The sequence below is a fragment of the Streptomyces sp. NPDC020965 genome, from assembly GCF_044333555.1.
Taxonomy (GTDB): Bacteria; Actinomycetota; Actinomycetes; order Streptomycetales; family Streptomycetaceae; genus Streptomyces.
In genome coordinates this window covers 1,335,666-1,360,985 of the sequence record NZ_JBIRRE010000001.1, presented here as the reverse complement: position 1 = coordinate 1,360,985, position 25,320 = coordinate 1,335,666, and the positions used below count along the sequence as shown (strand labels likewise).

The window sequence follows — 25,320 nt, the reverse complement described above, 5'->3', positions numbered from 1 at the left end:
CTAACGGCATTGTCTAGAATCGGATTCCATGAGCACCAGGACGGATGCGCCCACGCGCCGCGAGCAGATCCTCAGAGAGGCCGCCCGGCTCTTCGCGGAGCGCGGCTTCCACGGCGTGGGGGTCGACGAGATAGGGGCCGCCGTCGGCATCAGCGGCCCCGGGCTGTACCGCCACTTCGCGGGCAAGGACGCCATGCTCGCGGAACTGCTGGTGGGCATCAGTGAGCGGCTACTGACCGGCGGCAGGCTGCGGGTCGAGGAATCGGCGTCGGCCGACGATCCGGCGGAGGCACTACTGGCGTCGCTCATCGACGGCCATATCGACTTCGCGCTGGACGACCGTCCGCTGATCACCCTCCACGACCGGGAGCTGGACCGGCTGCGCGACACCGACCGCAAGCTGGTGCGCCAGCTCCAGCGGCAGTACGTGGAGCTGTGGGTGGCGGCGGTACGGGAGCTGCACCCGGAGGTGCCGGAGACGGAGGCGCGGGCGGCGGTGCACGCGGTGTTCGGGCTGCTGAACTCGACACCGAGGCTGGGGCCGCAGGGGGGCGGGCTGTCGGCGCGCGCGGCGACGGAGACGCTGCTGCGGAGGCTGGCGCACGGGGCCTTCGCGTCGCTGGCGCCGTCCGCGGACGAGCGGGCGCTCCGGGGGGCGTCCTCGGACGACCGGGCCTTCGGGGCGCCGCCCTCGGACGAGCGGGCTTTCCGGGGCGGCCCCGCCCCGACCCGTCCTGAGGCGCTCTGAGGCGTTCTGAGAGCCGTTACGGGGGCCCGAGGGCTCCTGAGAGACGGGCGCGCCCCTCGGCGACCCTCCCGGGGCGGTTGGACCCGCGCCTCTCGCCCGCCCTCCTGAGGCAGGCGGACCGGCGCCCTCGCCCGTACCCCTGCCCCACCCCGGACCCGTAGCCCGAGTCCGGCCCGTACCCCTGCCCGTACGCTCGCCCCGGCCCGGACCCGCCCGTAATACGTGATGCGCCATGCGCTCCCCGGTGGTGACGGCACAATGGGAATCATGCCGATACCCAGCCGTGCCGCGCTCATCGAACACCTCGTCCGCACTCGTATCGCCGGAGACGTCGCCACCCCCCGCGACAACAACCTCTCCCACTACCGCAAGCTCGCCAACGGTGACCGTCACTACTGGCTGGGTCTGGAGCTGGGCGACCGCTGGAGCGACGAGCAGGACGTACTGGCCGTGATGGCCGAGCGGTGCGGAGTGGTGGACGACCCCGGCTACCGCGTCGGACAGGACACGATCGACCCCGAACTGACCGTGGCCGCCCTGGATCGGCTCGCCGCCCGGCTGCGGAAGGCGGCGGCCGGACGGGAACGGGTGCTCTTCGCGACCGGACACCCCGGCGGGCTGCTCGACGTCCACCGGCAGACGGCGGACGCGCTGCGCGCGGCGGGCTGCGAGATCGTCCGCATCCCCGGCGGGCTCACCGCCGACGACGGCATGGTCTTCCAGTTCGCGGACGTGGCGGTCCTGGAGCGCGGCGCCACCCTCTGGCACACCCACTCCCCGGCGCCGATGGCCGCGATCCTCGACGGCCTGGAGCGGGACGGCAGACCGCAGCCCGATCTGGTGGTCGCCGACCACGGCTGGGCCGGGTGCGCGGGTCAGCGGGGGCTGGACTCGGTGGGCTACGCCGACTGCAACGACCCGGCGCTCTTCATCGCGGAGGCGGAGGGGACCGTACAGGTGACGGTGCCGCTGGACGACCATGTGACCGATCCGAGGTTCTACGACCCGATGACCGCGTACCTGCTGGACGCGGCGGGCCTCTCCTAGCTCAGCCGGAGCCCCCGACCGGGTCCCCGGCCGCCCCCGACCGTGGCCGCTCACTCCGCCGCCCGGGTCACCCGCCGTCCGGGTCACCCGCCGTCCGGATCACCCATCGGTCGGATCATCCGCCGTCCGGATCACCCATCGGTCGGGCGTCGACCGGTGGGGCCTTCGCCGGTGCGGCCTTCACCGGTCGAGCGCTCGTCGCCGAGGCCGGGAGTCGGGTCCAGATACACCCGCCGGATCGACGGGAACCGCTCCCGGAGCTGCTGTTCGGCCTCCTCGCACGCCCACTCCACCTGCCGGGCGCTCGACGCGTCCCGGAAGTCCACCTTCGCGGCTACGAGGATCTCGCGCGGCCCCTGGATGAGGGTGGTCAGCTCCAGCACGGCGACGATGTGCGGGACCGTGAGGATCTCCTCCCGGACCGCGTCCCGCATCGACCGGGGGAGCGGGCGGCCGATGAGGAGTCGGGCGTTGCTGCGGCCCAGCACCCAGGCGACGCACACCAGCAGCAGTCCGATGAGGACCGAGGCGATCCCGTCGTACACGCCCGAGCCGGTGAGTTGCGCGCCGAGCAGTCCACCGGCGGCCAGCAGCAGTCCCACGAGGGCCGCCGAATCCTCCAGGACCACGGCCTTGACGGCGGTGTCCGGGGTCACCCGGAGGTAGTGCCCGGCCGCCGTGCCCAGTCGGGCGGCCTCGGCGCGGACCTGCCGGAGGCCGGTGCGGAGCGAGAAGCTCTCCAGCAGGAAGGCCACCCCGAGCACGATGTACGAGATGAGCGGATCGCCCAGCTTCTCGCCGTGGATGAGGGTGTGGATCCCGTCGTACACGGCGAAGACCGCGCCACCGACGAAGGTCGCGACGGAGGCGAGCAGGGCCCAGATGTAGCGCTCGGGTCCATGGCCGAGCGGGTGTTCCTCGTCGGCGGGCCGCGAGCTGCGCTTGAGCGCAGTGAGGAGAAGCAGCTCGGTGACGGTGTCGGCGACGGAGTGGGCCGCCTCGGCGAGCATCGCGCTGGATCCGCTGACCACACCGGCGACGGCCTTGGCGACGGCGATCCCGAGGTTGGCGAGGGCGGCCACGACGACCGTGAACGTACTCTCGGCGTTCCCGTCGCCCACCGTCGGCGAGCTGTCCGTTTCGCTCATGGAACGGACGGTATGCGCTCCACCGGTCCTGCCGTGGGAGGCTATCCGTCCTGTTCCGGCTTCCGAAGCACCTCGATCAGCGCGGAGATGCTGTGATCGCGGTGGCCCGCGTCGACGGCCCGCCGCACCAGATCGTGGAGCGGCTCCTGCCAGGAGACGTCGATGTTCCCCTCCACGCCGAGCTGTGCCTCGTCCGCGAGTGCCTCGTGGAAGATGCCAACGGTGGAGCCGGGCTGGGAGTAGTCGCCCGAGTCGATCTCCGCGGCGAAGCCCGGCAGCACGGAGATGATCATCTCCAGCCATTTGGTGGTGTACGGGATCATCGAGCTCGCCGTCCGACCGCGCGCGGTCATCAGGGCAGCGCCCTGGAAGAAACCGGCGAGGGCGGGCAGCAGCAGGCCGCCGACCGCCATCTCGTACAGGGCGGCGAGATCCACCTCCTCGCCGAGGTGGACGGTGTCGCCACCGAGGACCCGCAACGTCGCCTCGTACTCGTCGAACACGGCCCGCTCGCCGCTGTAGTACAGCAGGGTGTCCGGCCTCCCCACCGCGGATGGCACGTTCTTCACCGCCCCGTCGAGGAACCGGGCGCCCTGCTCGCCGGCCCAGACCGCCATCCGGCGCGCGCCGGCCGGGGTGCCGCTGTTCAGTGTGACCAGGGTGCGCCCGGCGAATGCGCCCCCGGCCGGCCCCAAGGCGTCGAACGTGGCTTCGTACGTGGTCAGACAGGCGATGACGAGCGGACTCGCGGCGACTGCCGCCGCGACGCTCCCGGCCTGGACCGCGCCCTTCGCGACGAGCGGCGCGGCCTTGCCCGGGCTGCGGTTCCACACGGTGGTCGGATGCCCGGCAGCGACGAAGGCGTCCGCGAGCGCCGCGCCCATGAGTCCGAGTCCGATGACGGTCACGGGCGTCCGATTGTCCCCGGTCATGCGTCGCTCCAGTCCTGGTGATTGTGGGATGGGGGCGCCGGCGGGGGCGCCCGTTCCATGCTGGGGCGGCGCGGAGTTCCCCTCAAGTACTGACTATTAAGTGCGTACTTACCCTGAGGTCAGTACCTCTGTGTCTCTGTGTTTCTGCGTCCCGGGGCCGGGACCGACCCGGACCGGGTGCGTACGCGGTGGTGGCGGAGCGCGGTGGAGTGGCCAGTGCCGATGCCGATCTGCCCGGGCTGCTGGAAATCACGCCGGGACATCGTGCGCCGGCGAACCGCGAAACGCGCTGGCGGAACGACGAAACCCTGCTCGATCCGCGCCACGTCGAGCGGATCGAACAGGGTGTCCGGGGGGTGTCGGTCAGAGGCCCATCGACTTCGCGATGATCGACTTCATGACCTCGCTGGTGCCGCCGTAGATCCGGTTGACCCGGTTGTCCGCGTACAGCCGCGCGATCGGGTACTCGTTCATGTAGCCGTAGCCGCCGTGCAACTGGAGGCACTTGTCGATCACCCGATGGGCGACCTCGGTGCAGAAGAGCTTCGCGGACGCCGCCTCCGCCGCCGAGAGTTCGCCCGCGTCGTGGGCCTCCAGGGCGCGGTCCACGACCGCCTCCGCCGCGTCGACCTCGGCCTTGCAGGCGGCGAGTTCGAACTTGGTGTTCTGGAACGAGGCGACCGTCTTACCGAAGACGGTGCGCTCGGACACGTACTGCTGGGTGAAACGGATCGCCGCCGACGCCTGCGCGTACGCACCGGCCGCGATGGCCAGCCGTTCCTGGGGGAGGTTCTGGCCGAGGTAGGAGAAGCCCTTGCCCTCCTCGCCGAGGAGGTCCTCGACGGGGACCTTGACGTCCGTGAAGGACAGTTCGGCCGTGTCGGAGGTCTTCAGGCCCAGCTTGTCGAGCTTGCGGCCGACCGCGTACCCCGCCAGCCCCGTGTCCACGACGAAGAGCGAGATGCCGAGGCGGCGGTCCTCGGCGGACGGCGCTTCGGTGCGGGCGCAGACGATCACCCGGTCCGCGTGGACGCCGCCGGTGATGAAGGTCTTCGAGCCGTTGAGGACGTAGTGGCTGCCGTCGGCGGAGAGCTTCGCGGTCGTCTTCATGCCCGCGAGGTCGGAGCCGGTGCCGGGCTCGGTCATCGCGATGGCGTACATGGTCGCGCCGGAGGCGAAGTCGGGGAGCCAGCGCTTCTTCTGCTCGTCGGTGGCGTAGGCGACGAGGTACGGGAGGCAGAGTGCGACATGCACTCCGGAGCCGCCGAAGGAGACGCCCGCGCGGGCGGTCTCCTCGGCGATGATCGCCTGGAACTTGAAGGACTCCTCGCCCGCGCCGCCGTACTCCTCGGGCACCTCGATGCCGAAGACGCCCAGCTCGCCGAGCTTGTAGTAGAAGTCGCGTGGCGCCTGGCCGGCCGCGCACCACTCGTCGTAGACCGGGACCACTTCGGCCTCGATGAAGGCCCGGATGGTCTCCCGGAACGCCTCGTGGTCCTCGTTGAACACCGTACGGCGCACGGACGCCTCCTCTGGAGTCCTCGGGAAGTCCTCATAGCGATATATGCCTAAGCGCTTGCTCAGGCCAAGTTACCGGCTGGTCACCGAGGCTGTCCAGGGAAATCCTCGTACAACCTTTCGTACGGGGCCGTACGAATTCCGGCGTACGAATTCCGGTACGGGGGCGGGGGCCAGTGGCGTTCCGTACGGGGGCGGGCGTTGGGGCTTTCGGGATCCGAACCGGGCTTTCAGGATCCGAACCGGGCTCAGGATCCGAACCGGGCTCAGGATCTGAACCGGGGCTTTCAGGTTCGAAAGAGAGGCACTAACTGCGCCGCAGCGCGAACCACAGCTCCATCCGGACGTCCGCGTCGTCCAGGTCTTCACCCAGCAGCGCCGCGCACCGGGCGATCCGCTGCCGGACCGTGTTGCGGTGCACCTCAAGCGCCGCCGCCGTACGGTCCCAGCCGCCGTGCAGCGACAGCCAGGTGCGCAGGGTCTCCAGCAGCGCGGGCGTGTTCGCCAGCGGGGCGAGTCGGCGTGCGGCGTGGTGGGCCGCCTCGTCCGGGTCCACCAGTGCGTCGAAGCCCCCGGGCCGGTGGCGGACCAGCTCCGAGCGGGTCGCCAGGGCGCGGCGCAGCGCCCGGGCCGCCCGCTGGTCGGCCGCGGTGAGGTCCTCCGGGCCGACCTGGTCGCTGACGCCCAGCACCCAGCCGGGCTGTGGCGCCGCCGCCGTGCCCTCCGGCAGCAGCACCCGTACGGTCCCGTCGTCGGCCGGGTCCACCAGCGCGCTGCCGAGCGCCGCCCCCAGCGCGGACGCGGCGAACGGCGTCCGCTGACCGCCGCGCGCGTGCACCACCGTCCACATCCGGGGGCCCAGTGGGCGGGCCGCCTCCTCGGCGGAGGCGCCGAGCAGCAGCCGGACCAGCGCGGTGGCGCGGCCCGTGCTGTCGAGGCCCTGGTGGGGCGCGGTGAGCAGGGACAGCAGGACGACGGCGACGCCCGCGACCGTGTGGTCGCCGGGCTCCCCGGCCGGGGTCGCGAGCCCCAGGGCCAGGCCCTGGCCGCCGCCGAGCGCGTAGGCGCTGAGACGGGTGCCGGCCGCCGTGTCGCTGGCGGCGGTGGGGCCGACGCCGGGGGCCACCATCCGGGCCAGCCGCCGCAGTGCCTGCCGCGCTTCGGCAGCCGGGGGCCTGCCCGCCGCTGACAGTTCGGTGCCGTCGGGAGAGAGCAGGACCGCACGGCCGCCGAAGCCCGCCGCGAGCTGGCCCAGCACGGCGGGGACCGGGTCCGGGCGGGCGGCGGCCGTCGCCAGGCCCTGCTGCGCCCGGGTCACCCGGCGCAGCTCCCGGTGGCGCGCCTCCGCCATCAGCCGCCACACCGCCCTGGCCACCGCCGTGAACGTCGTCTCCGGGGGGACCTCCAGCAGGGGCAGACCGTGCCGGTCGCACGCCGCGATCAGTTCGCCGGGGACCGTGTCGTACACCGGTGTGACGCCGAAGCCGAGCGCCGCGGCACCGGCCTGGACGATCCGTGCCACATAGGTGTCCGGGTCCGTCAGCAGGACCCCGGCGCTGAGCAGCAGTTCGCCGCCGAGGAGGTACGGATACGGGTCGGCCATCTCGGACGTGTGCACCCAGTGGACAGCGGTGTCAGCCGTCGCCGGCCCGGCGATCCGGCGCAGCCCGAGTTCCTCCCGCGCCAGCAGCGCGGTCAGCGGGACCGGTGGGGTGGGTGGTGCGGCTGTGGTGTCCGACATGGATATTCCATCCAGAGAAGTCGTCAGCAGTGGAGGAAACGTACACTTCAGCGCCGCTTTCCGGCCACCTAGCGTCATCACGCGGACAGGACACCCCGCGGAACGCACGCAGAGCGTCCACGGAGCGCGGGCCGCTGGCGGACGAGGACGGAGCCGCGGAACGGGCGCGATGGAACGGGACGGGACGGGACGGGACGGAACTGGACGGCGGCGAACGCGGACGATCGCGGGCGTGGATCTGAACACCCCCGACGTCCTGGGGACCGGACAACGGGGAACGAGACGGCCCGAGGGGTGAACACCGCCCGGGGGACGGACAAGCACCCGGGGGCGAGAAGCCTCCGGGTGACGAGACGGAAGGAATGCCGATGGCTGTCGACTACGCGGTGATCGCTGTCTATCTGGCCGGGATGCTCGGCATGGGCTGGTGGGGGATGCGCCGCGCCAAGTCCAAGAGCGAGTTCCTGGTCGCCGGGCGCCGGCTCGGCCCCTGGATGTACTCCGGGACCATGGCCGCCATCGTCCTCGGCGGCGCCTCCACCATCGGCGGCGTCGGACTCGGCTACAAGCACGGTCTCTCCGGCGCCTGGATGGTCTTCACCATCGGCCTCGGGCTGCTCGCCCTCTCCGTCTTCTTCTCCGCGCGCATCGCCCGGCTGAAGGTCTACACCGTCTCCGAGATGCTCGATCTGCGCTACGGCGGCCGGGCGGGCGTCATATCCGGCCTGGTGATGTGGGCCTACACCCTGATGCTGGCGGTCACCTCCACCATCGCGTACGCCACCATCTTCGACGTCCTCTTCGATATCGACCGGACCGTCTCGATCATCCTCGGCGGCGCGATCGTCGTCGCCTACTCCACGCTCGGCGGCATGTGGTCGATCACCCTGACCGACATGGTGCAGTTCGTCGTCAAGACGGTCGGCGTGCTGCTGCTCCTGCTGCCGATCGCCGTCATCAAGGCGGGCGGCTTCAGCGAGATGCGGGCCGAGCTGCCCGACGAGTACTTCGCCCCGCTCGGCATCGGCGCCGAGACGATCTTCACCTATGTCCTTATCTATACCTTCGGCATGCTCATCGGGCAGGACATCTGGCAGCGGGTGTTCACCGCCCGCGGTGACAAGGTCGCCCGCTGGGGCGGTATGGCGGCAGGTACGTACTGTCTCGTCTACGCCCTCGCCGGCGCCCTGATCGGCACCGCGGCCAAGGTCCTCTACCCGAAGCTCGACAACCCCGACGACGCCTTCGCGCTGATCGTCAAGGACGAGCTGCCGATGGGCGTACGGGGACTCGTGCTCGCCGCCGCCCTCGCCGCCGTGATGTCCACCTCGTCCGGCGCGCTGATCGCCTGCGCCACGGTCGCCAACAACGACATCTGGTCCCGGCTGCGCGGACTGACCTCCCGCGACGCGCCCGTAGGCGACCATGACGAGGTCAAGGGCAACCGGCTCTTCATCCTCGGCATGGGCATCCTGGTCATCTGTGTCGCCATCGCGCTCAACGACGTCGTCGAGGCACTGACCGTCGCCTACAACCTGCTCGTCGGCGGACTGCTCGTACCGATCATCGGCGGACTGCTGTGGAAGCGCGGCACCGTCCAGGGCGCGCTCGCCGCCGTCGCCGTCGGCGGGCTGGCCGTGATCGGCCTGATGGTGTCGTACGGGATCCTCGCCACCGAGCCCGTCTACTACGGCCTGCTCGCCTCCCTCACCGTGTACGTGGTGGTCAGCCTGCTCACCCGGCCCACGGACGCCGCCGTGCTGGCGAACTGGCGCGAGCGGCTCGCGGGCCGGGGCGGCGACGAGACACCGGACGGGGCGGCGGGGGAGCCCGCCGAACGCGCCGGGGTCTGAGGGCCGGGGGCCGGTGGGCCGCGACACCGGCCGAGACATGGACCCGTGCCGGTGCCGGTGCCGGTGCCGGGGCCGTGTCACCGGACCAGGCACGGACCGGTGCCAATCCAGGCCCACCAGGGAAACCGCTGGTGGGAAGCGTGGGGCCGGGGTTATCCACAGGCCGGACCGCGTAAGTCCGGAGCACGACTAAAGTCGAACGTATCGAAGCGTAGGAAAGAAGGCATTCCATATGAGCAGCAACGAGCAGCCGCGCGGACCGATCGACTCGTCCCGCGTCCCGCGGTACGCCGGACCCGCCACGTTCGCCCGGCTGCCCCGGCTCGACGAGGTCGGCACCGCCGATGTCGCCGTCGTCGGAGTGCCCTTCGACGCCGGGGTCTCCTACCGGCCCGGCGCCCGCTTCGGCGGCAACGCCATCCGCGAGGCGTCCCGGCTGCTGCGCCCCTACAACCCCGCGCAGGACGCCTCCCCCTTCGCCCTCGCGCAGGTCGCCGACGCCGGTGACATCGCGGCGAACCCGTTCAACATCCACGAGGCCGTCGAGACCATCGAGGCCGCCGCCGACGACCTGCTCGCCACGGGCGCCCGGATGATGACGCTCGGCGGCGACCACACCATCGCCCTGCCGCTGCTGCGCTCCATGGCGAAGAAGCACGGCCCGGTCGCCCTGCTCCACTTCGACGCCCACCTGGACACCTGGGACACCTACTTCGGCGCCGAGTACACCCACGGCACCCCCTTCCGGCGCGCCGTCGAGGAGGGCATCCTCGACACCTCCGCCCTCTCCCACGTCGGCACCCGTGGCCCGCTGTACGGCAAGCAGGACCTCACCGACGACGAGAAGATGGGCTTCGGCATCGTCACCTCGGCCGACATCTACCGTCGCGGCGCCGACGAGGTCGCCGACCAGCTCCGCCAGCGGATCGGCGACCGCCCGCTCTACATCTCCATCGACATCGACTGCCTCGACCCGGCGCACGCCCCCGGCACGGGCACGCCCGAGGCCGGTGGCATGACCTCCCGCGAGCTGCTGGAGATCCTGCGCGGGCTCGCCTCCTGCAATCTCGTCTCGGCCGATGTGGTGGAGGTCGCCCCCGCCTACGACCACGCCGAGATCACCGCCGTCGCCGCCTCCCACACCGCCTACGAACTCACCACGATCATGACCCGCCAGATCGCGGCCGGACGGGCGGCCCGGTGACCCACGACCACGATGTGGAGCTGCGGCCCACCGCCAGGCAGACCGAGGCCGCACTGAACCCCCCACCGGGACGCACCGGCGGCGACCTCGTCATCGAGACCCTCCAGGGCCTGGGCGCCACCACCGTCTTCGGCCTTCCCGGACAGCACGCGCTCGGCATGTTCGACGCGCTGCGCCGCTCCTCCCTCACGTATGTCGGACTCCGCGTGGAGAACAACGCCGGCTTCGCCGCCGACGCGTATGGACGGATCACCGGCGAGGTCGCTCCGCTGCTGCTCTCCACCGGGCCGGGCGCGCTGATGTCGCTGGCCGCGCTCCAGGAGGCGGCGTCCGCGTCCGCGCCCGTGCTCGCCATCGGCAGCCAGATCCCGACGGCGGGTCTCGGTGGCGGCCGACACGGCTATCTCCATGAACTCCGCGATCAGAGCGCCTCGTTCCGCGACATCGTGAAGTCCACCCACACCGCCCGGACGGCCTCCCAGATCCCGTCCGCCGTCGCCGCCGCCTGGCAGTCGGCGCTGACCGCGCCGCACGGCCCGGTCTGGGTGGAGATCCCGCAGGACGTCCTCCTCGCGGAGACGCTGCTGCCGGTCGTCACCGCGATGGACGCCACCCCCGACGACATCGTGCCCCGCCCCGAACTGACCGCGCTCGCCGCCCATCTGCTCGCGACCGCCGAACGCCCGGCGATCATCGCGGGCGGTGGAGTCGTACGCTCCGACGCGTCCGGCAAGCTGCGTGCGCTCGCCGAGCGGATCGGCGCGCCGGTCGTCACCACCTTCGGTGGCAAGGGCGCGTTTCCCTGGGAGCATCCCCTGTCGCTCCAGTCCTGGCTGGAGGACCGGCACACCACCGACTTCCTGGAGGACGCTGATGTCCTGCTCGTCGTCGGCTCCGGGCTCGGCGAACTCTCCTCGAACTACCACACGTTCGCCCCGCGCGGCCGGGTGATCCAGATCGAGGCGGACGCCGGGAAGTTGGAGTCCAACCACCCCGGTGTCGGTATCCACGCCGATGCGCGGATCGCCCTCTCCGCCCTGCTCGAAACGGTGGCCGAACGGCCCGATCCGGAGGCGCCCGAGCGCGTCCGCGCGGTTCTCGCCCGGGTCCGGGACCGGATCGACGCCCAGGACCGCACCCTGGAACAGCGGGTGCTCGCCGCCGTCCGGGAGGCCCTGCCCGACACCTCACCCAGCTTCTGGGACATGACGATCCTGGCCTACTGGGCCTGGTCCGCCTTTGACGCCCGGCGCCCGAACACCATGCACTCGGCCCAGGGCGCCGGCGGCCTCGGTTACGGCTTCCCGGCCGCGCTCGGCGCGGCGGTCGCCGATCCCGGCCGGCCGGTGCTCGCCGTCTCCGGCGACGGCGGCGCGATGTACTCCATAGCGGAGCTCGCCATGGCGAAGCAGTACGGACTCCCGGTCACCTGGCTGATCGTGGACGACGGCGGTTACGGCATCCTCCGCGAGTACATGACCGACACCTTCGGCGAGGCGACGGCCACCGAATTGGCCCGCCCCGACTTCGTGGCGCTGGCCGAGTCCTTCGGTGTCCCGGCGGTCCGGAGCTCGACGGAGACGCTCGCGGAGGATCTGACGAAGGCGCTGGCCGCGCCGGGTCCCTCGGTGGTCGTCCTCCCGGCGCTGCTGCGGATGTTCGCTCCGACGCACGTCTGAGGTTCGGGGGCCGAGGGCCCGGGCCCCGGGGGCTGGATACCCGGGTGTCCGGGGCTCTGGATCTCCGGAGGTGCAGAGTTCTGCCGGTCTGAGGTTTGGTCACTGCTCCAGGGAAAGTCGTTCTTACGTTTTCGTATGCTGCGGCGGAGTGCCCTGGCCCGTCATCGGCGGGTGGGGGCGCCGTGCCGGTCGTCGCCGATCGGGGCCGGGGCGTGGATGCCGGCGTGCCGTCGCACGCCGGGAGGGGTGTGGGGGGAACAGTGGGGAAGTCAAGGATGTGGGCGCTCACCGCTTCGGCGGGAGTGCTGTTGGGCAGCGCGCTGGCGGTCCCCGTGCAGGCGGCCCCCGTACCGGCTGCTCCGGTGCCGGCGGCCCCTGGGGCGAAGGCCGCGCTGCCGCTCTGTCCGACGGTGTTCGGGCATGGCGGCTACCCCACCGGGGCGAATCCCTGGGACCGTGACCAGGTCCGCCAGCCGAACCACCCCAAGGGCCTTGCCCAGCAGAAGGGCTGGGGCGCGGACGGCGTGGAGGCCGATCTTCAGTTGACGAAGAACGGCACCAAGGGCGTGATGTGGCACAACACCACGACCAATGGGCTGACCGGGACGCGCAAGCCCATCACCGAGCTGCCGTGGGCGACCGGCACCGATCAGCTCAAGGGCCGCGCGATCTCCCGGGGTCCGTACACCGGGGAGAAGGTGCACACCTTCCGGGAGTGGCTCGACAGCGCCCGGTCGAACAACCTGATCGCGATGGTGGAGCTGAAGGGCGAGGCCAAGCAGTCGCTGCTCAACAGCGATACGGCGATCCGGGCCACGGCGTGGAACGAGGTCGTCGCGCCGATCTCGGAGCGGATGGCCTCGCAGAAGATCATGATCTACACGCGTGACGCGGCGCTGAAGCCCGAACTCGACCAGCGGATACGGCAGGCGGGGCTCGCGCCCGCGCTCACGGGCTTTCCGGCCTGGGTCGACGGGATCGGCTGGGAGGAGCCTCCGCCGGCGGCTTCCGGCAACCACACCGAGTGGCGGGCGGAGTTGGCCCGGCTCGGGTCGGTCACGTCCTCGGCGCGGATGGCCACCTCATGGACGAAGGACTTCACCGCCTGGCTGCGGGGGAAGTGCGTCTGACGCCCGCCACGCGCGGCCGCGGCGCGGGACGAGCAGCCGGCCCTCCCGGGGCCGGCCCTCCCGAGCCGCCGCGCACCCCTGGACGGCGGGTGGCCGCGCCGGCGCGCGCACCCCCGGCCGGTTCTCCCGCGCCGCCGCGCTGCCCGGGTAGGCAGGCGGGCCGCGCCGCCGCGCACCCCGTGGCCGCTGCCGTGCGGCCCCGGTCCGGGCCGTGGTCACCCGCCGTACACCGCGCCTCGGTCAGTGGGGAGACCCCATGAATTTCACGCCGCGGGCTGAAGCTCGAAGACGCCCGGACAGGGCCTAAGCGGGCGCCACGAAACCCGACTCGTACGCGGCGATCACGGCCTGGGTGCGGTCCCGGGCGCCCAGTTTGCCGAGCACCGCGCTCACATGGGTCTTCACGGTCTCCGTGCCGACCACCAGCCGCTCGGCGATCTCCGCGTTCGACAGCCCGCGCGCCATCAGCCGCAGTACCGCCGCCTCCCGCTCGGTGAGCGCGGCCCGTTCCATCGCGGCGCGCGCCGGACTGCTCCCGTACTCGGCGGCGAGCGCCCGTACGGCGGCCGGGAACAGCAGTGATTCGCCCTCCGCGACCAGCCGTACCGCGTGCACGATCTCGGTGGGGCGGGCCCGCTTGAGCAGGAATCCGTCGGCGCCCGCGCGCAGCGCCCCGTACACGTACTCGTCGTTCTCGAAGGTCGTGATGATCAGGATCTTGGGCGGCGTGTCGATGCCGCGCAGCACGGCGCGGGTGGCCTCGATGCCGTCGAGCAGTGGCATCCGGACGTCCATGGCCACCACATCGGGCCGGAGTCGGCGGACGAGCGGGATCACGGCGGCACCGTCGGCCGCCTCGCCCACGACCTCGATATCGGGTTGGGCTTCGAGTACGGCGCGGAGACCGGCACGGACGAGGGGTTCGTCGTCGACGAGGAGAACGGTGATCGGCACCGGGTCAGCGTAGGCGCCGGGGCGACCGTAGTACGGGGGTGGGGCACGGGCGGTGCCGAAACGTTTCAGCGCGCGGTCTGGGGGTGTCGGGTGCGGGGTGTCGGGTGCCGAGGCGCCCGGTACGGGGGCGCGAACGGTGCGCGGGCCGGTGGTAGCGAGGCGGGTGGTAGCGAGACGGGTGGGGCGCGGGACCCGGGCCACGGCGGATGGGCGCGGGGTCACGGTGGACGGGGCAATGGCGGATGGGCGCGGGCTGGGGTACGGCCAGACGGCAGACGGGCACGGGCTCACGGCGGACCGGTGAGCGGGAGGCCGACCCGGACCCGCCACCCACCCTCGTACGGACCCGTCGTGGCGTCGCCGCCCAGGAGTGCCGCCCGCTCCCGTATCCCCCGCAGCCCGCTGCCACTACTGCCACCACCGCCCCGGCCGTTCGCGGCCGTGCGGCCCGCCGTGGCGCCGGACAGCGGATTGGACACCTCTAGTACGAGCCGTTCGTCCGCGACGGCGATCCGGACCCGCGTCACCACCGGACCCGCGTGCCGCAGCACATTGGTCAGCGACTCCTGGACGATGCGATATCCCTCCCGGGACACCGGCCCCGGCACCTCCGCCACCGGACCCGTCACCTCGGCGTGGACCTCGGCGCCCGACGCCCGCGCGGACTCCAGCAGGCGGTCCGTGTCGGCGAGTGTCGGCCGCCCGCTCACCGGCTGTCCGGACTCCCGCAGTACGAGCAGTACGCGCTCCAGATCCTCCAGCGCGGCCCGTCCGGTCTCCTCGATCGCGCTCAGCGCCCGCTCGGTGAACTCCGGGCTGCCCGCCGCCCTGGCCGCCCCCGCCTGCACGACCGCGACCGTCAGCGCGTGTCCGATGGAGTCGTGCAGCTCACGGGCGATCCGGTTGCGCTCAAGCAGTTGCTCGGTGCGTTCCTCCAGGGCGGCCAGCCGTTCCTGCGGGGAGGGTCCGAGCAGTCGCCGGGCGATGGCGGTGATCAGTTCCCCGGCGCCGACGACGAACGCCAGCAGGGCGACGAAGGGCAGCGGCGCGAGTACCCCGTACCACCAGTGGCCGCCCGGCAGTTCGAGGACCGAGAACCGTTCCGTGCTGCCCGTCGCGGCCCGCACCAGATCGAATCCGAGCCCGGGCAGATGGATGGTGAGATAGCCGGTGAGCGTGCCCAGCGCGAGCCGGAGCTCCAGCCACAGCACGGTCCGGCCGCGATCGGCCCAGCTCACGGAGGGCGCGGCGGCGATGCCCGAGTTGGATTCGGCGTCCGCGCCGGTGATGCTCGACGCGGACTCCCTGAAGCCGTGCCGGGTCAACAACAGCCGGGCCTGGAGGCCCTCCACCGTCCGCATCGCGGGCACCAGGCCGGCGAGCGCGAGCAGGAGGGGCGGCACGTACATCCGATCCTCGTAGATGAGGACCCAGATGCCGATGATGGTCACGGCCATGAACAGATGCAGCCAGCGGGTGTAGGTGACCGGGCGGATCAAGGGGCGGAGTCGGCGGAGCATCCGGCCATCGTGCCAGGGGCGGACCGCCGTCCGGCTCCCCCGCACGGGGGAGCCGGAAGCCACCCGCGGGGGAGGTCCCAGGACCCTCTCGGCGGCCAGGCTGACTCCCATGACCAGCATCGATGTCAGCAACCTCACCAAGGAGTACGGCGCGGTCCGGGCCGTGGACGGACTGACGTTCAGCGTCCGGCCCGGCCGGGTCACCGGCTTCCTCGGCCCGAACGGCGCCGGGAAGTCCACCACCATGCGACTCGTCCTCGGCCTGGACCGCCCCACCTCGGGCACCGCCACGGTCGGCGGCAGCCCCTACCGGGAACTCGACGAACCGCTGCGCGCCGTCGGAGCGTTGCTCGACGCCCGGGCCGCGCTGGGCTCCCGTACCGCCCGGGGACATCTGCGCGTCCTCGCCGCGACCGTGGGGATACCGGCGAGCCGGGTGGACGAGGTCCTGGAACAGACCGGGATCGCGAGTGTCGCGGGCCGCCGTGTCGGCACCTTCTCGCTCGGGATGCGCCAGCGCCTCGGCATCGCGTCCGCCCTGCTCGGAGACCCGGCCGTCGTGATGCTGGACGAACCGTCCAACGGGCTCGACCCCGAGGGGATCATCTGGATCCGCGAACTGCTGCGCGGACTGGCGCGGGACGGCAGGGCGGTCCTGGTCTCCAGCCATCTGATGGGCGAGACCGAGACCTTCGCGGACCACCTCGTGGTGCTCGGCAAGGGCCGACTGCTCGCCGACACCGGCACCCGGGAGTTCATCGAATCCCTGACCACCCGCCGGGTCCGGCTGCGGACCACGGAGGGCGGACGGCTGGCCGAGGCGCTGAGGAGGAAGGGGTACGAGCCCGTCCCGGCGGACGACGGGAGCTGGACCGTCGACGACGCGCGGGTCGCGGACATCGGCCCGCTCGCGGCACGGGAGGGCATCCCCATCCTCGAACTGGCCGGTGAGGAACCCTCGCTGGAGGACGCCTACCTCGCCCTGACCGCTGGTGAAGCCGAGTACACAGCCAAGGAGGCATGACCGTGTTGCTCCGTTCCGCAGTCCATTCCGAGTGGCTGAAGTTCCGTACCCTGTGGTCCCAGTGGATCGCGCTCGCGGCCGTGTTCGCGGCGACGGTCGCCTTCTCCCTGCTGATGAGCGGCACCTTCACGGCGGAGGACCTGGCCCGGCCGGATTTCGACCCACTCCGCTCCTCGTACTACGGCCTCAACTTCGGCGCGATCGGCGCGGTCTCCTTCGGCGCGATGGCGGTGGCGGGGGAGTACCGTACGGGCGCGATCCGGATCTCCCTGGCCGCGGTGCCGCGCCGGGGCGTCTTCTACACGGCGAAGCTGATGGTCGTCGGCGCGCTCGCACTCGCCGTGGGGCTGGTCAGCAGCCTGACCTGCTTCCTGGCCGGGCAGGTGTTCCTCGACGACCGGGGCGTCGGTCTGGGCGACCCGGGTGCCCTGCGCGCGGTGCTCGGCTGCGGGATCTACCTGGCGCTGATCGCCCTCTTCGCGGCGGGCCTCACGATGGTGCTGCGCAGCGCGCCGGCCGTGCTGGGCACCCTGATCCCGTTCCTGATCATGGTGTCGTTCGTCTTCGGTGACATCGAGGACGACGGCGGCCTCGCTGACTTCCTCCCCGACCGCGCCGGCCAGCAGGTCCTGCTCCAGGACCCGACGGGACCGCTGGGGCCCTGGGCCGGTCTGGGAGTGCTGGCGCTCTGGGTGGCGGCGGCGCTCTGGGCGGGCGGGGCGGCGCTCGGACGCCGGGACGCGTGAGGCGCGCACGCTCCGGCCGGAGGCCCCGGCGTCCGTCCGTACCGCCGTGGCGTCCTCCGTACCGCTGCCCGTACCCCTTCCCGTACCGCCGCCGCCCGGGGCGGTACGGGAAGGGAGTGCGCGGAGCGGACGGTGGAGGGGGGCCCGTGGGACGACGGCGGGCGGGGCGCCGGGGGCGTCGTGTCACGCTTCGCGTACGAGCGTCACTGATCGGTAACCGTTGGCCTCGCCCGTGGAAAAGTCGTACAACCATTCCGTTTCCCAGTGGTCATCTCCGTCGGGTGCGCCGCGAACAGGCGACCGCTCACACAGACACAAGGGGACGGGGAACCCTCCATGACTCACCACCGAATGAACGGGCGCGCGCGGGCAGCCGTCGCGGTGCTGGCCACGGCCACCATCGCGCCACTCGCAGTGACCGCCACCGCCACGCCCGCCGCCGCTGCGGTGCCGACGGTGGCCTGTACCTCCAAGACCGAGGGGCTCGCGGAGAAGCTCAAGAAGGACATCGCCGCCGCCCTCAAGGGCCGGACCTCCACCACCGCGATCCTGCTCAACGACCGGATCACCAAGACGAGCTGCGTTCTCCGCCCGGACCAGCAGTTCGACTCCGCCAGCGTCGTCAAGGTGACCGTGCTCGCCGCCCTCCTCCAAGAGGCCCAGATACAGAAGCGCGGCTTCACCAAGCGGGAGTTCACCCTCGCCACCGACATGATCACCAAGTCGGACAACGCCGCCACCACCGCGCTGTGGAAGCAGCTCGGAGTGACCAAGGTCAAGCGTTTCCTGACCGCTGCCGGGATGACCAAGACGGTCCCCGGCACCGGTGGCTACTGGGGACTCACCCAGATCAACGCCCGCGATCAGCAGAAGCTCCTCGGGCTGCTGACCGCGAAGAGCACCGTCATCACCGATCCCAACCGGGCCTACGCCCTCAAACTGATGAACAAGGTCGTCGCCGCGCAGCGCTGGGGAACCCCGGCCGGGGCGCCCGCCACCGCGACCGTGCAGGTCAAGAACGGCTGGCTGCCGCGCGCCACCAAGGGCTGGCGGGTCCACAGCGTCGGCGCCTTCACCGGCGGGCCGCACGACTACACGATCACCGTCCTCACCCATGACAACAAGGTCATGAACGACGGCGTGAACACCATCCAGGCCGTCTCCCGGGCCATCCACAAGGCCATCAACCCGACGGCCCCGGCGCGCACCGCCTTCGTGCCGCCCGCGGTGCCGCAGGAGGCCGTCCCGGCGACCCCGGAGCGTGCCGCGATGGACGCGATCCCGGCCCTTCCCTGACGCACCACCTCCGCGACCGGTTTATTGCGGAGGGATGAAATCCGCTCCTCGGCGCGTTGGTGCCTTCCGGTGGGACAGAACCAACGGGAGGCACTACGTGGCGGGGAAACGGCCGGACCAGGGGACGCCGTCGGACCAGGGCGGACAGCCCGATCCGACGGCGGAACCGACAGCCGACCGGGCGGCTGACCGGGCGGCTGACGCGGCCCCGGTGCCGCCCCCTGCGACGCCCCCCGTGACGGCATCGGCGGCCGGCCAGGCACCGACCGCGGACCCGGCGACGCCGACCGTCACACCGGAGCCGACGGCCGACCGGACGGCCGACCGGGCGGCTGACCCGGCACCCGGGAAGCCACCCGGCTGGGCCCGGCGCCTCTCCGGATACGCCTGGCGCTACCGCCGCAACGTCCTGCTCGCCCTCGGCTCCTCCCTCGGCGGCATGGCCGTCATGGCCCTCGTCCCCCTGATCACCAAGGTCGTCATCGACGACGTCATCGGCGACGGTTCCCGCTCCCTCGCCGTCTGGACCGGACTCCTCCTCGCCGCGGCCGTCGTCGTCTACGTCCTCACCTACATCCGCCGCTACTACGGCGGCCGGCTCGCCCTCGACGTCCAGCACGATCTCCGCACCGAGATGTACGCGACGATCACCCGCCTCGACGGCCGCCGCCAGGACGAGCTCTCCACCGGCCAGGTCGTCGGCCGTGCCACCAGCGACCTCCAGCTCATCCAGGGCCTGCTCTTCATGCTCCCGATGACCATCGGGAACATCCTGCTCTTCCTGATATCCCTGGCGATCATGGCGTGGCTGTCGCTGCCACTCACCCTGATCGCCGTCGCCGTGGCCCCCGCCCTCTGGTGGATCGCCAAGCGCAGCCGCGTCCGGCTGCACCCCGCCACCTGGTACGCGCAGAGCCAGGCCGCGGCCGTCGCCGGAGTCGTGGACGGCGCCGTCTCCGGCGTCCGGGTCGTCAAGGGCTTCGGCCAGGAGGACCAGGAGAGCGGCAAGCTGCGCGACGCCGGCCGCAAGCTCTTCGCCGGACGGCTGCGCACGGTCAAGCTGAACGCCCGCTACACCCCCGCCCTCCAGTCCGTACCCGCGCTCGGTCAGGTCGCCATGCTGGCCGTCGGCGGCTGGCTGGCGACCCGCGGGGAGATCACCCTCGGCACCTTCGTCGCCTTCTCCGCGTACCTCGCCCAGCTCGTCGGCCCGGTCCGGATGCTCGCGATGGTCCTCACCGTCGGCCAGCAGGCCCGCGCCGGTGTGGACCGCGTCCTGGAGCTGATCGACACCGAGCCGACCCTGACCGACGGCACCAGGGAGCTCCCGGCGGACGCCCCCGCCACCGTCGAGTTCGACGGGGTGACCTTCGGTTACGACAGCGAACGGCCCGTGCTCGACGGATTCTCGCTGGAGATCGGCGCGGGCGAGACCGTCGCCGTCGTCGGCGCCTCCGGCAGCGGGAAGTCGACCGTCTCGCTGCTGCTGCCCCGCTTCTACGACGTGACCCACGGCGCCGTCCTCGTCGGTGGCCACGACGTCCGCGAGCTGACCCTGGAATCGCTGCGGGCCGCCATCGGGCTCGTACCGGAGGACAGCTTCCTCTTCTCCGACACCATCCGGGCCAACATCGCCTACGGGAAGCCCGACGCGACCGACGCCGAGATCGAGACCGCCGCGCGCGCCGCCCAGGCGGACCGATTCATCAGCGAGCTGCCCGACGGCTATGACACCACCGTCGGCGAACACGGCCTCACCCTCTCCGGAGGCCAGCGCCAGCGGGTCGCGCTGGCCCGCGCCATCCTCACCGATCCCCGGCTGCTCCTCCTCGACGACGCGACCTCCGCCGTCGACGCCCGGGTCGAGCACGAGATCCACGAGGCGCTGCGTTCGGTCATGGCCGGGCGGACCACCCTGCTGATCGCCCACCGCCGCTCCACCCTCAACCTCGCCGACCGCATCGCCGTGTTGGACGCCGGCCGCCTCGCCGACATCGGTACGCACGAAGAGCTAACCCGGCGCTCCGCCCTCTACCGCAGGCTGCTGACCGATCCGGACGAGCTGGGAGCGGTCTCCCCGGGCCATGCCCCGCCGCTGGCCGCGGGGCCGGGCGACGACCGCACCGTACGCGAGGAACTCGACGCGGAGTTCGACGCCGAAAGCGGTCTCACCCCCCGGCTCTGGGTACGGACCGAGTCCGTCCCCGAGTCCGCCGCGCCGGGTGCCACGCCCGAGCTCCTCGCCCAGGTCGAGGCGCTGCCCCCGGCCGACGACACCCCCGACGTCGACGAGGTCCGGGCGGTGCGCGTCGAGCGCGAGCCCGGCGAGCGCGGCGGGCTCCGGATGGTGCTCCGCGGCTTCGGGCTGCCCCTGCTGCTCAGCCTGCTGCTGGTCGCCGTCGACGCGGGGATGGGGCTGCTGCTGCCCGTACTGATCCGGCACGGCATCGACCAGGGCGTGGAACAGGTCGCGCTCGGCGCGGTCTGGGTCGCCTCCGGGCTCGCGCTGGTCACCGTGCTGGTGCAGTGGATCGCCCAGACCGGCGAGATCCGGATGACCGGCCGTACCGGGGAGCGGGTCCTCTACTCCGTACGACTGCGGATCTTCGCTCAGCTCCAGCGGCTCGGGCTCGACTACTACGAGCGCGAACTGACTGGTCGGATTATGACCAGGATGACGACGGACGTGGACGCGCTGTCGACCTTCCTCCAGACCGGCCTGGTCACGGCCTTCGTCTCGGTCGTCACCTTCCTCGGCATCATGGTCGCCCTGGTCGTCATCGACCTCGAACTGGCGCTGGTGGTCTTCGCGACCCTGCCCGTGCTGATCTTCGGTACGTACTTCTTCCGCAAGCAGAGCGTGAAGGCGTACGAGCTGGCCCGGGACCGGGTCAGCGGCGTCAACGCCGACCTCCAGGAGACCGTGTCCGGGCTGCGGATCGTGCAGGCGTTCCGCCGCGAGAGCCACGGCAACCAGCGGTACGCGGCCGGCAGCGACAGTTACCGCCAGGCCCGGGTCCGCGGACAGTGGCTGATATCGGTCTACTTCCCCTTCGTCCAACTGCTGTCGTCGGTCGCCGCCGCCGCCGTACTGATCGTCGGTGCCAACCGGATCGAGGCGGGCACCCTGACCACCGGCGCGCTGGTCGCCTATCTGCTCTACATCGACCTGTTCTTCGCCCCCGTCCAGCAGCTCTCCCAGGTCTTCGACGGCTACCAGCAGGCCGCCGTGTCGCTGCGGCGCATCGAGGAACTGCTCAAGGAGCCGACCTCGACGGTGGTCGCGCGCGAGCCGGTCGTGGTGCGGTCGTTCAGCGGCGAGATCACCTTCGAGGACGTCGACTTCTCGTACGGGGAGAAGGACGCCGCCGCCCCGCCCTCCGCCGACGCCCCCTCCGTCGCCCCTGCCGATGCCCCGCCCGCCGACGCCCCGCCCGCCGACGGCGCGAAGACGGGAGACGTCCTGGCGGCCGGTGCCGCGGCGAAAGCCGGCCGAGGTGAGGAGACCGCGCTCACCGGGATCAACCTCCGCATACCGGCCGGCCAGACCGTCGCCTTCGTCGGCGAGACCGGAGCGGGCAAGTCGACGCTGGTCAAGCTGGTCGCGCGGTACTACGACCCCACCCGCGGGCGGGTGACGGTGGACGGCGAGGACCTGCGCAGGCTGGATCTGACCGCCTACCGGCACCGGCTCGGTGTCGTGCCCCAGGAGGCGTACCTCTTCGTCGGCACGGTCCGGGACGCCATCGCGTACGGCCGGCCCGGCGCCGGGGACGCCGAGGTGGAGGCCGCCGCCCGCGCGGTCGGCGCCCACGACATGATCGCCACCCTTGACGGCGGCTATCTCCACGAGGTCTCCGAGCGCGGGCGGAATCTCTCGGCGGGGCAGCGGCAGTTGATCGCCCTCGCCCGCGCCGAACTTGTCGATCCCGACATCCTGCTGCTGGACGAGGCGACGGCCGCGCTCGATCTGGACACCGAGGCCCAGGTCAACCAGGCGACGGAGCGGCTGACCGGCCGTCGTACGACCCTGGTCGTGGCGCACCGGCTGACCACGGCGGCCCGCGCGGACCGGGTGGTGGTGATGGCGGACGGCCGGGTCGTGGAGGACGGCACCCACGACGAACTCCTCGCCAGGGAAGGTCAGTACGCGACGCTGTGGCGCACCTTCGTGGGGGAGGACGAGCCCGTACGGGTGTGACGCGGCGCCCCTCCCCGTACGGCGCCCCTCCCGTACGGCGTCCACCCGTACGGCGCCCCCGGGCGCGCGCCCGCGCGCGCGGGCGCGATGCGATCGTCCGGCTGAACCCGCGCGCCGAGGTGCAACGCGTCCCGCACACGTGTGAGATGCCGTGATGCGGCGGCGCACGACGGCGCGGTGCAGGTGTGCGTGGGTGTGCGTGGGGGCGTGTGCGGGAGACGTGCGCGCGACAACCATTCGGCAGCCCCGAGCGTCGTACGCATGTACGGGAATCGATTGGTGGGGGGGAAGCCATGGTGTTCAGTCGGGCCGGCGCGGCGTCGATCGGGGGGACGGGGCCACTACGGGCCCTGCTGACGCGGTGCGTCGTCGTCCTGGTGGCGGTCGCCGGGATCACCGTCGCAGGTGGCGGCGGGTCATCAGCCGGGGCCGCACCCGTCGCCCCCCAGCGTGCCGCGCCCGCCCAGGCGACTGCCGCGTGTTCGGGCCGGCCGGTGCGGACGGTCCGGTTCGCCACGGGTGAGCTGCGCGTCTACAAGAACAGTCGGTACGCCTGCGCCGTCACCCTCGCGAACAGGCCCGGCGCCCGGCGCGCCATGTCGGTCTCCCTCCAACCGCGCGGCGGCCGTGCGGTGGTGGAGTCGGGACGGTTCACCCGGCAGGCGGGACCCGTCACGGTCCATGCCCTCAGCCGCTGCGTACGGGCCTCCGGGAAGGTCTCCGGGGTCGGTGGCTCCACCGGCTGGATCCTCTGCTGAACCGGCCGGTGTCCGGAAGATCTCCCGGCGCAGGCTCCGGTGTCGAACGGAACCGGCGTCAAACGGCATTGATCCCGGCGTCGAACGGTAGCGGTTCCTGGATCGAACGGCACCGGTTCCGGCGTCGAACGGGAGTGGCTCCGGCGTCGAATGACACCGTCTCCGGTGCCGAGCGGGACCGGCCCCGCCCTCGAAAGGGAACCGGCCCCGCGCTCGAAACGGGTTGAATCGCCTGTCGAATCCGCCCCTTTGCCCATATCTGTTCATGCAACATGAAATTAGGTCTGGCGGGGTGGGCATCGGCCCGGCTAGGTTCACCGCGATCCACAGTTTTGAGTCAGGGGAGGGTTAATGCAGAAGGCGCTCAGAGGAGTGCTGTCGCTCGCGTTGCTCATCGGCACCGTGAGTGCGGCCGGCGTGACGGCGGGAGCGGCCACCGCCGCGGAGTCCGCGACCGGCACCAAGGCCGGTTCGCCGGCGGTCCAGGACATCAAGGACCGGATCCTCGCGATACCGGGCATGAGCATCATCGAGGAGAAGCCGTCCCCCGGGTACCGGTTCTTCGTCCTCAACTACGCCCAGCCGGTGGACCACCGGAACCCGCGCAAGGGGACCTTCCAGCAGCGACTGACCCTGTTGCACAAGGACACCACTCGGCCCACCGTCTTCTTCACCTCCGGCTACGGTCTGAACACCAACCCGCGCCGCAGCGAGCCGACGACGATCATCGACGGCAACCAGGTCTCCATGGAGTACCGGTTCTTCACGCCGTCCCGGCCCAGCCCCGCCGACTGGTCCAAGCTGACCATCTGGCAGGCGGCCAGTGACCAGCACCGCGTCTTCACCGCGCTGAAGAAGATCTACACCGAGAAGTGGCTCTCCACCGGTGGCTCCAAGGGTGGCATGACCGCCACCTACTACGAGCGCTTCTACCCGCGTGACATGGACGCTGTCGTCGCCTACGTCGCCCCGAACGACGTGGTGAACAAAGAGGACTCCGCCTACGACCGCTTCTTCGCGAAGGTCGGCACCAAGGAGTGCCGCACCAAGCTGAACAACGTCGAGCGTGAGGCCCTTCAGCGCCGTACGGCACTCAAGCGGATCTACACCCAGTTCGCGAACGACAACGGCTACACCTTCAAGACCGTCGGCACGCTGGACCGGGCGTACGAGGCCACCGTCCTGGACTTCGCCTGGGGCTTCTGGCAGTACAGCCTGGCCTCGGACTGCGCCAACATCCCGGTCGCGAAGAACGCGACGGACCAGCAGCTGTGGGACACGATCGACTCGATCGCCGGCTTCTCGTTCTACTCCGACCAGGGTCTGGCGCCGTACACGCCGTACTACTACCAGGCCGGTACGGAGATGGGCGCGCCGACCATCAAGCAGCCCCACCTCAAGGGCCTGAGCCGGTACGGCTACCAGCCGCCGCGGAACTTCGTCCCGCGCGACATCCCGATGACCTTCAAGTCGGACGCCATGAAGGACATTGACCGCTGGGTGCGGGACAACGCCAACCGGATGATGTTCGTCAACGGCGAGAACGACCCGTGGAGCTCGGAGCCCTTCCGTCCGGGCAAGAAGAGCCGCGACAGCTATGTCTACACCGCGCCGGGCGCCAACCACGGCGCCAATGTGGCCAGTCTGGTCCCCGCCGAGCGAGCCAAGGCCACCGCTTCCATTCTGAAGTGGGCGGGCGTCGCCCCGGCCGCCGTCCAGAAGGACGCCGGCAAGGCGAAGCCGCTGGCGAGGTATGACGCGAAGCTCGACAAGTTCGACATCGAGCGGGAGCCGACGCTGCGTCCGTAGTGTCGCCCGACA

At 71.6% G+C, this 25,320-nt stretch carries 18 protein-coding genes and 1 pseudogene; 13 read left to right on the top strand and 6 right to left on the bottom strand.

Going from position 1 to position 25,320, the window contains the following annotated elements:
* Positions 1-28: 28 nt before the first annotated feature.
* Positions 29-625, top strand: a pseudogene (locus ACH4S7_RS05890) (TetR/AcrR family transcriptional regulator); the annotation flags it as partial.
* A gap of 390 nt (positions 626-1,015) precedes the next feature.
* A complete protein-coding gene (locus ACH4S7_RS05885) occupies positions 1,016-1,795 on the top strand; it encodes a phosphatase (RefSeq protein WP_398519806.1) in 780 nt (259 codons plus the stop codon).
* 131 nt (positions 1,796-1,926) lie between these two features.
* Here the strand turns inward: ACH4S7_RS05885 and ACH4S7_RS05880 are convergent, their stop codons facing one another.
* Positions 1,927-2,943: a cation diffusion facilitator family transporter gene (locus tag ACH4S7_RS05880; protein WP_398519805.1), complete on the bottom strand. Its 1,017-nt coding sequence runs from the start codon at positions 2,941-2,943 to the stop codon at positions 1,927-1,929.
* 41 nt (positions 2,944-2,984) lie between these two features.
* A complete protein-coding gene (locus ACH4S7_RS05875) occupies positions 2,985-3,875 on the bottom strand; it encodes an NAD(P)-dependent oxidoreductase (protein ID WP_398519804.1) in 891 nt (296 codons plus the stop codon).
* A 209-nt stretch (positions 3,876-4,084) separates the two neighbouring features.
* Between ACH4S7_RS05875 and ACH4S7_RS05870 the strand changes: the two genes are divergently transcribed.
* Positions 4,085-4,264 carry a hypothetical protein gene (locus tag ACH4S7_RS05870; RefSeq protein ID WP_398519803.1) on the top strand — a complete coding sequence of 60 codons (180 nt, stop codon included), beginning with the start codon at positions 4,085-4,087 and terminating at the stop codon, positions 4,262-4,264.
* On the opposite strand, the gene ACH4S7_RS05865 is transcribed toward ACH4S7_RS05870, so the two are convergent.
* Entirely contained in the window at positions 4,239-5,396 is a 1,158-nt protein-coding gene (locus ACH4S7_RS05865) for an acyl-CoA dehydrogenase family protein (RefSeq protein WP_398519802.1), read from the bottom strand. The genes ACH4S7_RS05870 and ACH4S7_RS05865 overlap by 26 nt on opposite strands.
* 304 nt (positions 5,397-5,700) lie before the next feature.
* Complete coding sequence (locus ACH4S7_RS05860) at positions 5,701-7,134, bottom strand: PucR family transcriptional regulator (protein WP_398519801.1); 1,434 nt, start codon at positions 7,132-7,134, stop codon at positions 5,701-5,703.
* A gap of 368 nt (positions 7,135-7,502) precedes the next feature.
* Between ACH4S7_RS05860 and ACH4S7_RS05855 the strand changes: the two genes are divergently transcribed.
* The 4 genes from ACH4S7_RS05855 (at position 7,503) to ACH4S7_RS05840 (ending at position 13,000) form a co-directional block, all read left to right on the top strand.
* Positions 7,503-8,987, top strand: coding sequence for a sodium:solute symporter (locus tag ACH4S7_RS05855; RefSeq protein ID WP_398519800.1), 1,485 nt, complete (start codon positions 7,503-7,505; stop codon positions 8,985-8,987).
* A 232-nt stretch (positions 8,988-9,219) separates the two neighbouring features.
* A complete protein-coding gene (speB, locus tag ACH4S7_RS05850) occupies positions 9,220-10,191 on the top strand; it encodes an agmatinase (protein ID WP_398519799.1) in 972 nt (323 codons plus the stop codon).
* Positions 10,188-11,870 carry a thiamine pyrophosphate-binding protein gene (locus tag ACH4S7_RS05845; protein ID WP_398519798.1) on the top strand — a complete coding sequence of 561 codons (1,683 nt, stop codon included), beginning with the start codon at positions 10,188-10,190 and terminating at the stop codon, positions 11,868-11,870. The genes speB and ACH4S7_RS05845 overlap by 4 nt, the downstream gene beginning before the upstream one ends.
* Positions 11,871-12,145: 275 nt before the next feature.
* A complete protein-coding gene (locus tag ACH4S7_RS05840; protein WP_398519797.1) occupies positions 12,146-13,000 on the top strand; it encodes a glycerophosphodiester phosphodiesterase family protein in 855 nt (284 codons plus the stop codon).
* Between the two features lie 303 nt (positions 13,001-13,303).
* Here the strand turns inward: ACH4S7_RS05840 and ACH4S7_RS05835 are convergent, their stop codons facing one another.
* Complete coding sequence (locus ACH4S7_RS05835; RefSeq protein WP_398519796.1) at positions 13,304-13,954, bottom strand: response regulator; 651 nt, start codon at positions 13,952-13,954, stop codon at positions 13,304-13,306.
* Between the two features lie 287 nt (positions 13,955-14,241).
* Complete coding sequence (locus ACH4S7_RS05830; RefSeq protein ID WP_398519795.1) at positions 14,242-15,474, bottom strand: sensor histidine kinase; 1,233 nt, start codon at positions 15,472-15,474, stop codon at positions 14,242-14,244.
* A gap of 109 nt (positions 15,475-15,583) precedes the next feature.
* On the opposite strand from ACH4S7_RS05830, the gene ACH4S7_RS05825 reads away from it, so the two are divergent.
* From ACH4S7_RS05825 to ACH4S7_RS05800, 6 genes are all read left to right on the top strand, one after another.
* Complete coding sequence (locus tag ACH4S7_RS05825; RefSeq protein WP_398519794.1) at positions 15,584-16,498, top strand: ABC transporter ATP-binding protein; 915 nt, start codon at positions 15,584-15,586, stop codon at positions 16,496-16,498.
* A complete protein-coding gene (locus ACH4S7_RS05820) occupies positions 16,495-17,244 on the top strand; it encodes an ABC transporter permease (RefSeq protein WP_398519793.1) in 750 nt (249 codons plus the stop codon). The genes ACH4S7_RS05825 and ACH4S7_RS05820 overlap by 4 nt, the downstream gene beginning before the upstream one ends.
* A 336-nt stretch (positions 17,245-17,580) precedes the next feature.
* Positions 17,581-18,540 (top strand): serine hydrolase, encoded by a 960-nt coding sequence (locus ACH4S7_RS05815; RefSeq protein WP_398519792.1) that lies wholly within the window; start codon positions 17,581-17,583, stop codon positions 18,538-18,540.
* Between the two features lie 409 nt (positions 18,541-18,949).
* Positions 18,950-22,741, top strand: a complete 3,792-nt coding sequence (locus tag ACH4S7_RS05810) for an ABC transporter ATP-binding protein (protein ID WP_398520043.1) — start codon at positions 18,950-18,952, stop codon at positions 22,739-22,741.
* A gap of 293 nt (positions 22,742-23,034) precedes the next feature.
* Positions 23,035-23,499: a hypothetical protein gene (locus ACH4S7_RS05805; RefSeq protein WP_398519791.1), complete on the top strand. Its 465-nt coding sequence runs from the start codon at positions 23,035-23,037 to the stop codon at positions 23,497-23,499.
* A gap of 351 nt (positions 23,500-23,850) precedes the next feature.
* Positions 23,851-25,308 carry a S28 family serine protease gene (locus ACH4S7_RS05800; RefSeq protein ID WP_398519790.1) on the top strand — a complete coding sequence of 486 codons (1,458 nt, stop codon included), beginning with the start codon at positions 23,851-23,853 and terminating at the stop codon, positions 25,306-25,308.
* Positions 25,309-25,320 lie beyond the last annotated feature (12 nt).

Bases quoted from the DNA above. Each gene is read 5' to 3' on its own strand.
- ACH4S7_RS05875 (WP_398519804.1), bottom strand. From the start codon at position 3,875: ATGACCGGGGACAATCGGACGCCCGTGACCGTCATCGGACTCGGACTC.
- ACH4S7_RS05805 (WP_398519791.1), top strand. From the start codon at position 23,035: ATGGTGTTCAGTCGGGCCGGCGCGGCGTCGATCGGGGGGACGGGGCCA.
- ACH4S7_RS05855 (WP_398519800.1), top strand. From the start codon at position 7,503: ATGGCTGTCGACTACGCGGTGATCGCTGTCTATCTGGCCGGGATGCTC.
- ACH4S7_RS05820 (WP_398519793.1), top strand. From the start codon at position 16,495: ATGACCGTGTTGCTCCGTTCCGCAGTCCATTCCGAGTGGCTGAAGTTC.
- ACH4S7_RS05830 (WP_398519795.1), bottom strand. From the start codon at position 15,474: ATGCTCCGCCGACTCCGCCCCTTGATCCGCCCGGTCACCTACACCCGC.
- ACH4S7_RS05815 (WP_398519792.1), top strand. From the start codon at position 17,581: ATGACTCACCACCGAATGAACGGGCGCGCGCGGGCAGCCGTCGCGGTG.
- speB (WP_398519799.1), top strand. From the start codon at position 9,220: ATGAGCAGCAACGAGCAGCCGCGCGGACCGATCGACTCGTCCCGCGTC.
- ACH4S7_RS05825 (WP_398519794.1), top strand. From the start codon at position 15,584: ATGACCAGCATCGATGTCAGCAACCTCACCAAGGAGTACGGCGCGGTC.
- ACH4S7_RS05840 (WP_398519797.1), top strand. From the start codon at position 12,146: ATGTGGGCGCTCACCGCTTCGGCGGGAGTGCTGTTGGGCAGCGCGCTG.
- ACH4S7_RS05880 (WP_398519805.1), bottom strand. From the start codon at position 2,943: ATGAGCGAAACGGACAGCTCGCCGACGGTGGGCGACGGGAACGCCGAG.
- ACH4S7_RS05800 (WP_398519790.1), top strand. From the start codon at position 23,851: ATGCAGAAGGCGCTCAGAGGAGTGCTGTCGCTCGCGTTGCTCATCGGC.
- ACH4S7_RS05860 (WP_398519801.1), bottom strand. From the start codon at position 7,134: ATGTCGGACACCACAGCCGCACCACCCACCCCACCGGTCCCGCTGACC.
- ACH4S7_RS05885 (WP_398519806.1), top strand. From the start codon at position 1,016: ATGCCGATACCCAGCCGTGCCGCGCTCATCGAACACCTCGTCCGCACT.